The organism is Bradyrhizobium sp. 1, from assembly GCF_023073315.1.
Lineage (GTDB): Bacteria > Pseudomonadota > Alphaproteobacteria > Rhizobiales > Xanthobacteraceae > Bradyrhizobium.
Genome location: NZ_JADPJH010000010.1, coordinates 26523 through 41744, shown reverse-complemented (window position 1 = coordinate 41744; position 15222 = coordinate 26523). Strand labels below are relative to the sequence as shown.

Annotated in this window: 11 protein-coding genes and 1 tRNA gene; 11 read left to right on the top strand and 1 reads right to left on the bottom strand. The window is 58.8% G+C overall.

Annotated features, from left to right (window positions below; translation table 11 throughout):
- Window positions 1-353: 353 nt before the first annotated feature.
- Window positions 354-1217, bottom strand: coding sequence for an alpha/beta hydrolase (locus IVB29_RS02780; RefSeq protein WP_247501870.1), 864 nt, complete (start codon window positions 1215-1217; stop codon window positions 354-356).
- 230 nt (window positions 1218-1447) lie between these two features.
- Between IVB29_RS02780 and IVB29_RS02775 the strand changes: the two genes are divergently transcribed.
- The 11 genes from IVB29_RS02775 to IVB29_RS02725 all read left to right on the top strand — a co-directional run bounded on the left by IVB29_RS02775 (window position 1448) and on the right by IVB29_RS02725 (window position 15218).
- A tRNA-Ser gene (locus IVB29_RS02775) sits at window positions 1448-1537 on the top strand.
- A gap of 263 nt (window positions 1538-1800) precedes the next feature.
- A complete protein-coding gene (locus IVB29_RS02770) occupies window positions 1801-4338 on the top strand; it encodes a DEAD/DEAH box helicase family protein (protein ID WP_247501869.1) in 2538 nt (845 codons plus the stop codon).
- Window positions 4339-4346: 8 nt separating this feature from the next.
- A complete protein-coding gene (locus IVB29_RS02765) occupies window positions 4347-6854 on the top strand; it encodes an N-6 DNA methylase (protein WP_247501868.1) in 2508 nt (835 codons plus the stop codon).
- Window positions 6855-6857: 3 nt separating this feature from the next.
- Window positions 6858-7580 carry a hypothetical protein gene (locus tag IVB29_RS02760; RefSeq protein ID WP_247501867.1) on the top strand — a complete coding sequence of 241 codons (723 nt, stop codon included), beginning with the start codon at window positions 6858-6860 and terminating at the stop codon, window positions 7578-7580.
- Between the two features lie 563 nt (window positions 7581-8143).
- On the top strand, window positions 8144-9097 hold the full coding sequence (locus IVB29_RS02755; RefSeq protein ID WP_247501866.1) for a LysR family transcriptional regulator: 954 nt from the start codon (window positions 8144-8146) through the stop codon (window positions 9095-9097).
- Between the two features lie 159 nt (window positions 9098-9256).
- Window positions 9257-10669: a 3-isopropylmalate dehydratase large subunit gene (leuC, locus tag IVB29_RS02750; protein ID WP_247502337.1), complete on the top strand. Its 1413-nt coding sequence runs from the start codon at window positions 9257-9259 to the stop codon at window positions 10667-10669.
- Complete coding sequence (gene leuD / locus IVB29_RS02745) at window positions 10670-11296, top strand: 3-isopropylmalate dehydratase small subunit (protein WP_247501865.1); 627 nt, start codon at window positions 10670-10672, stop codon at window positions 11294-11296. It abuts the gene before it with no gap.
- A 31-nt stretch (window positions 11297-11327) separates the two neighbouring features.
- Window positions 11328-12467 (top strand): 3-isopropylmalate dehydrogenase, encoded by a 1140-nt coding sequence (gene leuB / locus IVB29_RS02740; protein ID WP_247501864.1) that lies wholly within the window; start codon window positions 11328-11330, stop codon window positions 12465-12467.
- Window positions 12467-13516 (top strand): ABC transporter substrate-binding protein, encoded by a 1050-nt coding sequence (locus tag IVB29_RS02735; RefSeq protein ID WP_247501863.1) that lies wholly within the window; start codon window positions 12467-12469, stop codon window positions 13514-13516. The genes leuB and IVB29_RS02735 overlap by 1 nt, the downstream gene beginning before the upstream one ends.
- A gap of 2 nt (window positions 13517-13518) precedes the next feature.
- Window positions 13519-14346 carry an ABC transporter ATP-binding protein gene (locus tag IVB29_RS02730; RefSeq protein ID WP_247501862.1) on the top strand — a complete coding sequence of 276 codons (828 nt, stop codon included), beginning with the start codon at window positions 13519-13521 and terminating at the stop codon, window positions 14344-14346.
- A complete protein-coding gene (locus tag IVB29_RS02725; RefSeq protein WP_247501861.1) occupies window positions 14343-15218 on the top strand; it encodes an ABC transporter permease in 876 nt (291 codons plus the stop codon). Before IVB29_RS02730 ends, IVB29_RS02725 begins: the two co-directional genes overlap by 4 nt.
- Window positions 15219-15222 lie beyond the last annotated feature (4 nt).

The following is a 15222-nucleotide window of genomic DNA, read 5'->3' as shown; positions in this document are numbered from 1 at the left end:
AAGGACCGGTTTGCGTTGCGGCGCACAGGCCGCACGCTACGGTCGAATTGTCGCCTCACCTGGCCGGCGAAGCCGCCCTTCCCAGCCAGTATTTCAATGAGCGGCACGGGACCGCCAGTGTTTACCGCGTCTGGCGGTCCCACCCCTTCAAGGCCGTTTCTCTGCGGCCCATCCTTCGAGACGCCGTCCTGGCACAAACTGCACTATGCGGCCGCGCTCTCGCGCCTAAGATGGCTGCCATGGGCAACGATCTCATGTTTCGCATTATCGTGGTCGCGCTGGGGAGCTTGCCGGTTCTGTTCACGGCCCTGGTCGTGTTCGGCAGCTGACACCGCCTGCTTCTCGCCGCGCGCTCAGTTCCAGCCGATGCGCTGAAAGAAGGTCGCGATCTCGGCCGCTGCGCGGTCGGGATCCTCCCGATGCGGGAAGTGTCCGACCCCCGGAAACATCGCGAGATCAAGCTCGCCAAAGGTCTCGCCCAGCCGATCGGTCCAGGCATAGGGAAACAGCGGATCGTGCTCGGCCCAGCGCACGCAGGTCGGCAAATTGATCGGCGCCAGCTGCGGTGCTTCGCCCCTGATCATCGCGATACGCCCGGCATGCGAGGCGCGATAATGCGCAAAGCCGCCGGCGAGGTTGCCGTGTTTGAAGAAATTGTCGGCGAAGGCATCGAGGGCATCGTCGAAGGCGTTCTTGCGATGCGCCCAGTCTTTCAGGAAGTGGCCGATATAGAGCCGGCAGCTGTCGCGGCTCGCGCCAACGAGCGCGGGCGCCATCTCCATCTGGTGAAACGACTGATACCAGATGTGATTGAGCCGATCGGGCGCCGCCATGCGCGGCCCGATCCCGGGATAGACGAAATCGAAGAAGAACAGCCCGGCCACCCGCTCGGGCGCCTGCCGGGCCAGCGGCTGCATCACGGCGCCGCCGACATCATGACCGACCACGCCGAATCGGTCGATGCCGAGCGCCTCCATCAGCGCCAGCATGTCCGCCGCGTGGCCGTCCGGCCCATAAGGGCCATCCGCCTTGTCGCTCTCGCCAAAACCGCGCAGATCGGGCGCGATCAGCATGAACCGGTCGGCCAGCCGCGCCATCACCGGCTCCCAGGTCAGCCAGAATTCCGGCCAGCCATGCAGCAAAAGCAGCGGTTTGCCGTGGCCGGCGCGGACCAGATGGAAATCGGCGCCATTGGCCTTGATGGTCAGGTGCTCCACGGCAGTTCCTCCGGGCAAGCGCGTTTTCAAGCGAAGCGGACGCCGGTTCGCGTCCGAGAAAACGCGTCAAAACAACAATCCCTGGAGTCCCATTCCCACCGAAACGGGGCTCTCAGCTGGTGCGGGGCTGAAAGAGGCAGCGGATTTTCCCCTTTCGCGCCTTGTCTGGCCCGCCATCCTCGCCTATTAACGCCTCCAACCACGGGGGCCCGCCCCCGATTTGGCGCCTAGGAGAGGTGGCAGAGTGGTTGATTGTACCGCACTCGAAATGCGGCATAGGTGCAAGCCTATCGGGGGTTCGAATCCCTCCCTCTCCGCCATAATGGACGAACTAGGTTTCGTAGAACCTCCATATCTGCGTTTACGGTTGCCTCTGAGCGGCATCCCCAAAAAGGCAGTCCCATTAGACTTTGGTGAACCGTTTGGCCGTTGCACCGAGCGATGGGGGGCGTTGGTCTATGGTCAACCTTCGTCTATGTCCAATTAGTAGCAGTTGGCCTTGCTATCCAAATCTATAGACGATCAATTGGTCTCCGACTCGTCCAAGAGTTGTCGTCCGACCGCAGATTGTCGAGAAATCGCAATGAAAGAGGCTACTGCCCGTATCAAGATAAACAAGCTGCTCGAAGCAGCACAGTGGCGCTTTTTTACTGACTCGCACGGGCCAGCCAACATTCAGCTCGAACCCAGTGTCGCACTCACAAAACATGCGCTCGACGACCTTGGCGAGAATTTTGAGAAAGCTTCCAAAGGCTTCATTGATTTTCTGCTGCTCAACGAGAAAGGCTTTCCGTTCATCGTCCTGGAAGCGAAGGCAGAAGATAAAAATCCACTCGTTGGCAAGGAGCAAGCGCGGAAATATGCGAAGTCGCAAAACTGTCGCTTCGTTATCCTTTCCAACGGAAACCTTCACTATTTTTGGGATCTAGAACGCGGCAACCCTTACATCATCACGAGTTTTCCGACGCCAGCGTCCGTCGCCGGGTACCAGAAAAACGTGCCGGACCCAAAACGCCTAATCGAGGAAATAGTCGGAGACGACTATGTCGTCCTTACGCAGCGGCCCAACTATGTTTCTGAGGCCGCTTGGAAGAGCGAGGTAGAGCGCCCGCGGTACATCGAGTTGAACGGGCTTCGCTTTCTTCGCCCGTACCAGAAGCGAGCCATAGTTTCGATCCAGCAGACGGTGATGAAAGGCGGCGATCGCTTTCTTCTGGAGATGGCCACTGGAACGGGAAAAACACTTACGTCAGCTGCAATCATCAAGCTTTTTCTTCGGACCGGCAACGCGCGCCGTGTGCTCTTCCTGGTAGACCGGCTCGAGCTTGAAGACCAAGCGTTAAAGGCTTTCAGGAAGGTTCTCGCGAACGACTACAAGAGCGTGATCTATAAGGAGAACCGCGACGACTGGCGCCACGCGGAGATCGTTGTCTCTACCGTCCAATCACTCCTCTTTAACAACAAGTACCGCGAGCTCTTTTCGCCCACTGATTTCGATCTCGTCATCTCTGATGAAGCGCACCGATCCATCGGTGGTAATGCCCGCGCCGTATTCGATTACTTCATAGGCTACAAACTTGGCCTTACAGCGACGCCACGCGACTATCTCAAGAAGTTAGTCAAAGACAAATCTACGAGCAGGGATCCTCGCGAGTTTGAGCGCCGCCTCCTGCTCGATACCTATCGAACTTTTGGCTGCGAGGATGGCCAACCCACTTTCCGGTATTCGCTCCTTGATGGTGTGAAAGATGGATATCTCGTCAATCCGACCGTCGTAGATGCGCGTAGCGAGGTAACTACTCAGCTTCTGTCAGACGGAGGCTTTGTCGTCGAGTTTAAGGATGAGGAGGGGGAGGACCAGAAGGAGACATACAAGCAAAGAGAATTTGAGAAGCGGTTCTTCTCGCCTGCCACCAATCAACTTTTTTGCAAGGCCTTTCTCGAAAATGCTCTGCGCGATCCTGTCAGCGGCGAGATTGGTAAGTCGATCATCTTTGCTGTGAGCCAGAATCACGCGGCCAAGCTCGCGCAAATTCTTAACGGGATGGTAGACCGTGTATTCCCTGGCAAATATCAATCTGACTTCGCTGTTCAGGTCACGTCGCATGTTGACGGCGCGCAGCAGTACACTATCAACTTCGCAAACAATAATCTGCTCGGATCAGCGAATTTCATCCCTACTTATAAAACCAGTAAGGCCCGCGCTTGCATTACCGTCGGCATGATGACCACCGGGTATGATTGCCCGGACATCCTCAATTTGGGCCTTTTTCGTCCGATCTTCTCCCCAACAGAGTTCATTCAAATTAAGGGGCGCGGAACCCGCAAGCACGACTTCCGGGAGCAGCTTTTTGACGAGGCGATAAGGGAGAGTGTGAAGGAGCCGCAGAAATCGGGATTTAAGCTGTTCGACTTCTTCGCTAACTGCGAATATTTCGAAGACAAATTCGACTACGACCAGGTCATCAAGCTTCCAAAATCGAAATCTGGGACCGAAGAAGGAGACGGAGAAGCCGGGGGTGGCGGCCCGACGGGCGCTATCTACGAGCACCTCGACGATGACGTTCTTCTTACGCTCAAAGAGGAGGATATTGGTCACGGTGGCATGAGGATTGATCGAGAATTTTACGCCAAGTTCGAGAATGTTGTGCGTGAGAATGCCTTCGTCGCGGCCAGCGTCGAAGCTGGTGAGTGGGATCGCGTTATCGATTACCTCAACGAGGAAATTTTCGACAAGCCGAGTGAATACTATTCCATCGAGAAACTACGGAGAGCTGCCGGCGTGGATCGGCGCCTCACACTCCGCGAAATCCTCGAAAAGATCTTTGGTCTCATTCCGCGTTTCAAATCCAAGGATGATCTTCTGGAGGAGGAGTTCTCGAAGTTTGTGGCTGACTACAAGCCTGAAGAAGCCGAGGCTATTCCGGCCATCAAGAACTATTTTAAGGCTTATGCTGTGAGCGATCAGATTCGTCACATCATTGAGTCTGGCCACTTAACTGATTTAGCCACGAACCCTATTTTCTCGACGAGGGAATTTAAGGCCGTACCCGAGAAATACCGGAAACTCATCCCTGAATACGTCAAGGACTACGTCTCCTTGAACCAGTTCGTCACCTAGGAATCCTAATGCTCGACACTGATACCAAACGGCGCATCGACACAGCGCGCGACATCCTTGTGGGCAAGGTCCCGGATCCCAAATCCCAAGTCGAACAGATCACTATCGCTCTCATCTACAAGTTCATGGACGATATGGACGCTGAGGCCGAGGAGCTTGGAGGCAAGCGCAAGTTTTTTACCGGAGATTTCGCTCGTTACGGCTGGGCCCAACTGATGCGCGCTGGCCTTGGCGGTCACGAAATGCTCGGTCTGTATGCCGAAGGCATTGCCAAAATGCCGGAGAATCCCGGCATACCACCGCTGTTCCGGGACATCTTCAAGAATGCTTATCTGCCGTACCGCGACCCCGAGACGCTCAAGGCGTTCTTAAAGATTATCGACGAGTTCATCTACGACCATAGTGAACGCCTTGGCGATGCCTTCGAATACCTCCTCTCCGTCCTAGGTTCGCAGGGAGACGCAGGGCAATTCCGTACGCCGCGTCACATCATTGATTTTATCGTTGAAATACTCGATCCGAAAAAGAGCGAGAGCATTCTCGATCCAGCCTGTGGTACAGCTGGCTTTTTGATCTCAGCCTACAAACATATCCTGAAAACGAACAGCTCCGCCGATGCAGTTGGTTCGAACAAGATCGACGAAACCGACAAGGCGGCGCTAGACTCCTCCAGGATTCCCGCATCCCGTGGCGACTTGCTCACGCCAGACGAGCGCGGAAAATTAGCCGTCAACTTCAAGGGCTACGATATCTCACCTGACATGGTGCGCCTTTCACTGGCGAATCTTTATCTTCACGGATTCACCGATCCGCATATCTACGAATACGACACCCTCACGTCGGAAGAGCGCTGGAACGAATTTGCCGACGTTATCCTCGCCAACCCGCCCTTCATGTCTCCGAAGGGTGGAATCAAGCCTCACCGTCGCTTCTCCATTCAGGCCAAGCGCAGTGAGGTTCTATTTGTAGATTATATTGCCGAGCATCTCACGCCCAATGGGCGCGCTGGCATAATCGTCCCCGAGGGTGTCATTTTTCAGAGCCAAACTGCCTACACCGAGTTGCGGCGAATGCTTGTCGAGAATTCGCTGGTTGCGGTTGTCTCACTGCCAGCCGGCTGTTTCAATCCCTATTCCGGAGTGAAAACCAGCATCCTGATTCTCGACAAATCGGTAGCCCGACGATGCGATACCATCGCTTTTTTCAAAGTTGAGAACGATGGCTTCGGTCTCGGTGCCCAGCGTCGCGCCATCGGCGGAAGCGATCTTCCGCAAATCAAGCTCGAACTTAGTGCCTATCTTGACGCGCTCAGATCGCAGCAAGCTATCACGGAGCTCAAGCCGACCTGTGGCCTGATAGTGTCGAAAGAGAAGATCTCGGCAAATAGCGATTTCAATCTAAGTGGTGAACGATATCGCGAGAACGCCGAGAGATCAGCAGCTTTTCCCTGGATGTCGATAGATCTACTGGTCGAGACGATCACTCCACCATTCAAGGTTCAGAAGACCGCTTTTGGAGCTGCCGGACGATTTCCAATTATAGACCAATCGCAGGACGCAATCGCGGGATGGACTGACGATGAATCAATTCTGGTCCGTCCGAGCAAACCGTTAGTTATTTTTGGCGACCACACGTGTGCAATCAAGCTGGTTGAAACGCCGTTCGCGCAGGGAGCAGACGGCATTAAGATTCTCCAAACGAGGGAAATCCTCGACCCGCGCTTCCTTTTCCACGTTCTTCGCGCCCGCCCCTTAGAGAGCGATGGTTATCAAAGACATTATTCAAAACTCAAAGAGCACAAAATCCCGGTTCCACCGTTGGATGTGCAAAGGGAGATAGTGGAAGAGATCGATGGCTATCAGAAAGTAATTGATGGCGCTCTTGCTGTCCTTAATCATTACCGTCCCCAGATTTCGGTGAAATCAGATTGGCCGACGGTCGAGCTTGGTGAAGTTTGCGAAATAAGGTCGGGAGGAACGCCGAGTCGGTCGGAGGCCGATTATTGGCAAGGCTCCATTCCGTGGGTGGGCTCGACTGTTTGCAAAGATGGCGAGGTTGTCAGTGCGGAGGAATTTATCACGAAAAAGGGGCTGGACAATTCGGCCGCAAAACTCTTTCCCAAAGACACTACGTTGATAGCGCTGGTTGGTGCTACGATTGGAAAGACGGGGCTCTTGAAATTTGAGTCCACGACAAATCAGAATATTGCGGGCTTGTATCCAAAATCTCTGCAGGTGCTAGATCCCACCTACCTATTTTATGCCTCGCAGAGGCTTTATCCAGAATTCCTTAAATTAGGCGAAGGGAAATTTCGCATGGCGAATCTTTCCTTTGTTCGAGAGCAACGAATTCCGCTCCCGCCTCTCGCGATACAGCAAGCTATCGTAGCGGACATTGAGGCGGAGCGAGAGCTGGTGACCGCCAACAAAACATTGATTGGTCGATTCAAGAAAAAAACCTTACTGACTTTATCCCGCGTCTGGGGCGCGGAAGAGCCGGCCGCTGGGGAGGCTTAAGTCATGGAGGAGGCAGCCGAACTTTCTAATTATTTGCCGCTCTCGTTCAAGACACCAAAGGAGCAAGAATACATTGAGTTCCTCTGGGATACTTTCGACATGAATTACGCAAACGGCAAATATCAGTTCGCCTTCCTTGCTTATCATATGCTCACGATGAGCTTCGTTTACTTCAATATATGGCAGATCAAGCAGACTGAACCGGGCGATTTCGAGAAAGGGCTTATTGGATTTGGCCGCGACGAGAAAGCCTTGGTTGAAGCTACCTCGCCGTTTGCGTTCAGCATTGTCCCAGAACGTACGATGTTGCGCTTTCTAAAGCTTATCGCCTGCGACAATGGAAAGATTGGCACCTACGCCAAACTGGTGGATGATCGCAACAACTCTGCGCATCCAAATGGCAACATCTATTTCAGCACCCAAGCCGCGGTAAACATCAAGATCGCGGAAAGCCTCCGCGTCGTGAACGAGATCCAAGCGCATTCGAAACCGGTTATTGAAAGATGTTATCAAGAGTTTCTGCTCAAGAGCTACGACCCAGACGAGCGCGAGTATTCCGAGGCCGGTGATCAAATACGTGAAGCTCTGATCCATGCAAATTATATGTCTCAAAGGGACATAGGCATTTGTCTTGCGTGTGATCTTGGTAATCTTCGTGGACGTGACGAATTCCCCGGCATTGAAGCGCTTCACCAGCATCTTCACGCGGCTTACGGGGAGGCTTGAAGAGTGTCACACGTTGCGGTTGATGATTGTGGCGAGAGTCTAGATAGCTAAGACCAGACACGTCGCCATCACACTATTCGAAATTGTGTTACGCGACAGTGAATAAACCCTGTCTGGCGGCGGACGTCGAGGTAAGCAAAAGTCCGAACAGGCGTCGACCGTGCAACTCGGTCACCTTCGAGAGGCCACCCAAAACCCGCTTATCGGACCTCCTGCAATGATGACATCATGCTCCTGTTTTGCCCGACGAGTCAATCGGCAATTTCGTTTATCCGAAGTCGATCGATGCTGGGGATCGCGGCCGACCGCCGAAGCGTGTCTGGAATGCAGTTGTCGGCAACAACGCGCTCCAGCGCCGACGCAGATCTACGATCACTCCGCGCACTCTGCCTCGCGTAAGTCATTGATTTTGCATCTGCCAGCTACTGTGCATGGGGTTGTTTTCGACATTTTTGTTTGACCGGCCATGGAAGTCGCTCGCGGGACTGAGCCATCGGCCGCCGGCTACGCCTGAAAGAAGCTATACTGCCTCCTCGTCACGACCCCGCCCAAGGACCTTCCCGATGACGGCAAAAATCGATCTCCTGACGCTGCAGCTGTTCGTGGCGATCGTCGAGGAGCAGAGTATCGCGAAGGCGGCGGAGAAGAAGAACATCGCCGCGTCCGCGGTCAGCCGCCGTATCTCGGATATCGAGGACCTCTTCAAGGTCGAGCTCCTGCATCGTCATTCCAAAGGGATCGAGCCGACACCTGCCGGCTTTGCGCTGCTCGAGCACGCGCGCATCATTCTGGGAAATTTGAGCAAGCTCGAGACCGAACTGACGGGATACCGGCAGGGCAAGCGCGGGCTGATCCGGGTCTGCGCCAACAAATCCGCGATCCTCGAAGCCCTCGCAGACGAGCTCAGCCTGTTCCTGGAGCGGCATCCGCTGGTCCATATCGACATCGAGGAGGATTTGAGCCCCGCGATCGTGCGCGCGGTGATGGAGAACCGCGCCGACATCGGCATCTTCGGCGGCAACATCGACGGGCAGGATCTGGAGCTGCTGTCCTATCGCAGCGACAGCCTGGTCGCACTGGTCACGCGCGACCACCCGCTGGCGGGCCGCAGCAGCGTTCGCTTTCGCGAGCTGGTCGATTTCGACTTCGTCAGCCTCGAGAAAGGCAGCTCGATCGAGACGCTATGTGTCAGGGCCGCCGCTTCTCTCGGGCAGCACATGAAGGTGCGCATCCGCGTCAGCAGTTTCGATGCGCTGTTCCGCGTCATCGACGCCAGGATGGGCGTCGGCATCGTGCCGCTGGAGATCGTTCGCGGCCGCTACGGCGTCGACAGCCTCGTCACCGTCCCGCTCGATGAGTCCTGGGCGCGGCGCGAGCTGGTCATGGGCGTGCGCGATTACAAGTCGCTGCCGCCGGTGACGAAGCTGCTGGTGGACCATTTGCGAACCCATGATGATGCGGGGCTCACCGCGAGCAGCGTCTCCGACCGGCTGACGGTCATGCGCAGCCGGGGCTGACATCGCGCGGACGGCCTGCCATCGCCAGCCGCGATGGCCGGCTGCCAAACCGTCACTGCACATTTCCGCGACGGACTTCTATCCTGCTTCCCAACACTGCTGCCGGTCGGCATGATCGGCGGCAACACGGCACATCAGATGCCGAACAGGGGAGGACGGATCGTGGACACGCGTGGTCGCACGTTGCTGGCCAAAATCTGGGACCAGCATGTCGTCGCTCAGCTCAGCGACGACACCGATCTGCTGCATGTGGATCGCCATCTGCTGCACGACCTCGGCGGCTCCCGCGGCCTGATCGACCTCAAAGGCCGCGACCTTCCGGTCCACAATCCCGAACTGACCTTTGCGACGCCGGATCATGCGATTTCGACCGCGGCGGGGCGTGCCGGCACCATCAAGACCGGCTGGGAGCTGCTGGCGGCGCTGCGGACCGAGACATCGGCCAGCAACATCCGGCTGTTCGACCTCGACCAGCCGGGGCAGGGCATCGTCCATGTCATCGGTCCGGAGCTTGGTCTCAGCCTGCCCGGCTGCCTGATCGTCTGCGGCGACAGCCATACCTGCACCCATGGCGGGCTCGGCGCTCTCGCCTTCGGCATCGGCTCCAGCGAGCTCACGCACGTGCTGGCGACCCAGACCATCATCCAGCGCCGGCCGAAAACCATGCGCGTGACCTTCGACGGCAAGCTGCCGTTCGGCGTAACGGCAAAAGATCTCATCCTCGCCTTGATCGGCCATGTCGGCGCCGCCGGTGGCACCGGCTATGCCGTCGAATACGCCGGCAGTGCGATCAGGGACATGCCGATCGAAGGGCGGCTCACCATCTGCAATCTGTCGGTCGAGCTCGGCGCCAAGATGGGCCTGATCGCGCCTGACGACACGACGTTCGCGTATATCCGCGGCCGTCCCTACGCGCCGCAAGGCGAGATGTGGGAGCGTGCCGTCGCGGCGTGGCGGCAGCTGCGGAGCGACAGCGATGCAATGTTCGATCGCGAGGTGTCGATCGATGTCAGCACGATCATTCCCCAGATCACTTGGGGTACCAGCCCCGAACATGTCCTTGGTGTCGACGGCCGCATTCCCGATCCCGCTGATATCGCCGATCCCGCGCGCCGCGGCGCCATCGAGATCGCGCTCGACTATATGGGCCTGAAGCCGGGTGCGCCGATCGCCGGCACGAAGGTGGATTGGGTCTTCATCGGTTCCTGCACCAACAGCCGCCTCAGCGACCTGCGCGCCGCGGCCGAGGTCGCGCGTGGCCGCAAGGTTGCGCCGGGCGTGCGGGCCTGGGTCGTGCCGGGCTCGGAGACCGTCAAGCGCGACGCGATCGCCGAAGGGCTCGACAAGATCTTCATCGACGCGGGCTTCGAATGGCGCGAGCCCGGATGCTCGATGTGCCTTGCCGCCAACGGCGAAACCGTGCCGCCCGGCCAGCGCTCGGTCTCGACGTCAAACCGGAATTTCATCGGCCGGCAGGGGCCGCGTGCCCGCACCCATCTGGCAAGCCCGGCCATGGCCGTCGCAGCGGCGGTGTCCGGTGCCATCGCCGACGTCCGAACCATGGAGCGCTAGATGGCGCAAGCCTTCACCAAGCTGACCGCGACCGCCGCGCCGATCATGCGCGTCAATGTCGACACCGATGTCATCATCAGCATCAACCGCATGATCGGAAATTCCGTCCGCGGCCATCTCGGCAAATGGGCGTTCGGATCGCTGCGCTATTTGCCCGACGGTTCGGACAATCCCGCGTTCATCCTCAATCGCGAGCCTTATCGCGCCGCGGAAATCCTGGTCACGGGTCCGAATTTCGGCTGCGGCTCGTCGCGCGAGGCGGCGGTGTGGGCGCTCCAGGAAATGGGCATCCGCGCCATCATCGGGTCCGGCTTCGGCGACATCTTCTTCGCCAACTGCTTCCAGAACGGCATTTTGCCGGTGGTGCTGGACAAAGCCGTCATCGACAGCCTCGCCGCGGAGATCGAGGCGAGCCAGGGCGCAGGCAGCGTCAATGTCGATCTGCAGGAGCAGACGGTCACCTCGCCATCGGGCGTGCGGCACACTTTCGAGATCGATCCGCGCCGGCGTGCGGGTCTGCTCGAAGGCTTAGATGAGATTTCGTTGACGCTGCGGCGCGACCACGAGATCCGCGCATTCCAGGCCTCCGACCGCACCGCGCGGCCGTGGATTCACTTTGCAGGATAATGGGCAAGATAATCGTCAGGACACATCAGGCATGAACACGCTCTCGAACACGATCAAGGTGGCTGTGGTCGGTGGTGAAGGCATCGGTCCAGAGGTGACCGACCAGTCCCATCGCATTCTCAAATGGTTTTCGGACCGGCGCGGCGCACCAATGGTTCTGCGCGAAGCGCAATACGGCCTCATCCCCTATCTCGCGACCGGCAAGGTGTTGCCCGATGACACCGTCGCGGCGATGGAGGAGGCCGACGCCATTCTCTGGGGCGCGACCGGCGGCCCGGAAACCAAGGAGGTGCCTCCGGCAGCGCGCAAGGCGGGAAGCCTGCTGTCGCTGCGCAGCAAATACGATCTCTATGCCAATCTCCGGCCCATCGTCGCCAATCCGGCGCTGGCGGATTCCGCGCCGCTCAAGGCCTCGGTGCTGAAAGACGTCGACTTCATCATCATCCGCGAGCTCACCAGCGGCATCTATTTCGGCGAGCCGCGCGGCATCGAAACGCTGCCCGACGGCCAGCGCCGCGGCTTCAACACCCAGCAATACACCACCAGCCAGATCCGGCGGGTGGCGCGCACCGCGTTCGAGCTGGCGCGGACGCGCAAGGGCCGGGTCTGCTCGGTCGACAAGGCCAATGTGCTGGAAACCAGCGTGTTGTGGCGCGAGGAGGTCATCGCGCTGCACGAAGCGGAATTTTCCGATGTCGAGCTGACGCACCTCTATGTCGACAACGCCGCCATGCAGATCGTGCGGGCGCCGTCGCAGTTCGACGTCATGGTGACCTGCAATATTTTCGGCGACATTCTCTCCGATTGCGCCGCGATGGCGTCGGGCTCGCTCGGCATGCTGCCGTCGGTCTCGCTCGGCCCGCCGGACCGGCTGGGACGCCGCAAGGCGCTCTATGAACCGGTTCACGGCAGCGCACCTGACATCGCAGGCAAGGGCATTGCCAACCCGCTCGGCTCGATCCTCAGCGTCGCAATGATGTTGCGCATCACCCTCAATCGGCCCGATGATGCGACGCTGCTGGAGAAGGCCGTGGATACGGCGCTCGCCGCCGGCGCAAGAACGGCCGATATCGCCGAACCCGGCGCAAAAAGACTTTCGACCCAAGAGATGGGCGATGCGGTGCTGAACGCGCTCGATAAAGTCGTCGGCAGGGAGAGGGAGCACGCGTGATGAGGACAGGGGTCACCAGACGGGCCGCGCTGACGATTGTCGCCGGTGCCGGTGCGTCGATGGCGGCAGGACGGGTATGGGCGGATACCCCGTCGGGCCGCGTGATCTATCCGGTCGCCATTCCGGTCTATCAGTCTCAATTCGTCGCCGACCGGGCCGGGTTCTTCAAGGAGGCCGGCCTCGATTGCAAGCTGATCCAGGGTGGCAGCGGCGTGAAGACGCGCGAGATCATCGCCTCGTCCCAGGGCGACATCGGCATCGGCGATATCACCCACCCGATGCAGCTCAGCAACCATGGCCGCAGTGCGCGCGTCCTGATGCCGGTCGATACCCGCAGCAACGCCGCGATCTTCATCATCCGCAAGGACCTGTTCGATCAGGGCATCACCACCCTGGAGGCGCTGGCGAAGTGGAAACGGCCCGACGGACGCAAGCCGATCGTGTCGGTGTCGTCGCTGGGCGGCACCAACCACGTCTGGGCCTCCTATTACATGGAAACCATGGGCTTGGACGACAAGGTGACCTGGATCGGCACCGGTAATGTCGACACCATGATGGGCACGTTGAAAACGAAACAGGTCGATGTTCTCATCAACTCGCCGTCGATCCTGAAGGATTCGATCGAGCAGGGCTGGGGCGCGCTGTTGTTCGACGGAACGGACGAGACCGTCTGGGCCAAGTACATCGGCGGCAAGGTCCCGGTGACGTCTCATTTCACCCTGCAATCGACCATCGACAAAGACCCGCAGAAGATGCAGGCGTTCGTCACGGCGCTTTGGCGCGCGACCCAGTGGATCAAGGGGCACTCTCCCGAAGAGATCTACGATGCGATCGAGCCTTATGTCGGGAGCACGTCGCGCGATGCGAACATCTTTGATATCGCGATCATGAAGAAGGTCACCGATTACGACTGCATCATCGATGCGGAGAGCTTCGCGCGCGGACAGAAGGTCTGGTTTCGTGAAATGACCGGCATCAAGCCGCTCGCGATGGCCGACGTTGTCAACACCAGCTTCATCGAAGCGGCACGCAAGGCCTATCCGGCTTGACAATGCAGGCCCTGCACGCGTCGCGGCCCGTTGCATCGCCCGAGATGCAGCGCATCGACGTGCGCGGATTGTGCAAGACCTTCCAACTGGCGGGGACGGCCATCGAAGCGGTGCGCGACGTCTCCTTCAAGGTCCGGCGCGGCGAATTCGTCGCGCTGCTGGGGCCCTCCGGTTCGGGCAAGAGCACCGTCCTCAACATGATCGCGACACTGATCAAGCCGACCAGCGGTCAGATCCTGATTGACGGAACGCCCATTGTAGCAGGACAGGCGTCGCCTGACGTCGGCTATGTGTTCCAGCGCGATACCCTGTTTCCCTGGCGCACCGTCGCCGACAATATCGGCTACGGCCTTGAGCTGGCGGGTGTGCCGGTGGCGGAGCGAAAGGATCGTGTCCGTGCCTGCCTGACGCAAGCCGGGCTGGACGGCTTCGAAAATGCCTACCCTTCCGCATTGTCGGGCGGCATGCGCCAGCGCGCCGCCCTGATGCGAACTCTGGTCGTCGAACCGCAGGTCCTGCTGATGGACGAGCCGTTCGGCGCGCTCGACACCCACACCAAGATCGACATGCACGATGTGCTGCTTCGCATCTGGGAACGCGAGCAGCAGACCGTGTTGTTCGTGACCCATGATCTCGGCGAGGCCCTGACGCTGGCGGACCGCATCATTCTGTTCTCGGCGCGGCCCGGCCGGATCAAGGACATCTTCGAGGTGGATTTTGCCCGCCCGCGAAACGCCGTGAAGATCCGGGAGACGCCGCGTTATGCCGAGCTGTTTCAGCTGATCTGGCACTCGCTCGGCGAAGAATTCATCAAGGGCCGCAGTACATGAGGCGAGCGCGTCAGCCCGGCAGAACATTGGCATGGCAGGCGTGGATCTGCGTCTGCTTCCTGTCGATCTGGCAGTGGGGATACGATCTGCACGGCCGTCTGCCATGGCTGGTGCCGGATCTGCTCGACCCCTATTTCGTGTCAAAACCTTCGGACATCTTCGAGCATTTCCTGATCCTGAGCTGCCTCAAGTCCAAGCTCGGAATGTTCAACGGCTGGTTCAACGGCGAATTCGCCCGCTGCATGGCGCGATCCGAGAACAATCTCTGGATCGCGACAGCCGTCACCCTGAAGAACACCTTCTTCGGCTTCGTGACCGGCGTCAGCAGCGGTTTTGCCGCGGGCCTCGTGCTCGGCCGTTCGGACCGGCTGAGTGCGATTTTCCAGCCGTTCATCACGGCGGTGAATTCGATCCCCCGCATCGCGCTGGCGCCGATCATCGTACTGGCTTTCGGCATCGGAGATACTTCGAAGATCGTCACGTCGTGGATCGTGGTCGTCTTCCTCGTGTTCTTCAATACGTTCGAAGGGGCGCGCTCGATCGACGAGGGCTTTGTCAACGCGGCGCGGCTGCTCGGCGCCAGCGAGTGGCAGATCACCCGCACGGTGGTCATCCCCTCGACCATGGCCTGGGTCTTCGCCTCGCTGACACCTGCAATTTCATTTGCCTTGATCGGGGTGATCGTCGGCGAGTTCATCGGCGCGGAACGAGGGATCGGTCGCCTGATCATCGAGTCCGAGGCGCGAGCGGAGGCATCGGGAATGATGGTCGCCGTCATCGTGCTGATGCTGGTCGGCGTTGCGTTATCCGCGTTGATCTGGCGATTGCAGGCCTATCTGCTGCGCTGGCAGCAGCACAATCTGGCGGAGTAGCGTT

Excerpts from the sequence above, each read along its gene's own strand:
- leuB (WP_247501864.1), top strand. The coding sequence starts at position 11,328 with ATGAACACGCTCTCGAACACGATCAAGGTGGCTGTGGTCGGTGGTGAA.
- IVB29_RS02755 (WP_247501866.1), top strand. The coding sequence starts at position 8,144 with ATGACGGCAAAAATCGATCTCCTGACGCTGCAGCTGTTCGTGGCGATC.
- IVB29_RS02725 (WP_247501861.1), top strand. The coding sequence starts at position 14,343 with ATGAGGCGAGCGCGTCAGCCCGGCAGAACATTGGCATGGCAGGCGTGG.
- IVB29_RS02735 (WP_247501863.1), top strand. The coding sequence starts at position 12,467 with ATGAGGACAGGGGTCACCAGACGGGCCGCGCTGACGATTGTCGCCGGT.
- IVB29_RS02760 (WP_247501867.1), top strand. The coding sequence starts at position 6,858 with ATGGAGGAGGCAGCCGAACTTTCTAATTATTTGCCGCTCTCGTTCAAG.
- leuD (WP_247501865.1), top strand. The coding sequence starts at position 10,670 with ATGGCGCAAGCCTTCACCAAGCTGACCGCGACCGCCGCGCCGATCATG.
- IVB29_RS02770 (WP_247501869.1), top strand. The coding sequence starts at position 1,801 with ATGAAAGAGGCTACTGCCCGTATCAAGATAAACAAGCTGCTCGAAGCA.
- IVB29_RS02765 (WP_247501868.1), top strand. The coding sequence starts at position 4,347 with ATGCTCGACACTGATACCAAACGGCGCATCGACACAGCGCGCGACATC.
- IVB29_RS02730 (WP_247501862.1), top strand. The coding sequence starts at position 13,519 with ATGCAGGCCCTGCACGCGTCGCGGCCCGTTGCATCGCCCGAGATGCAG.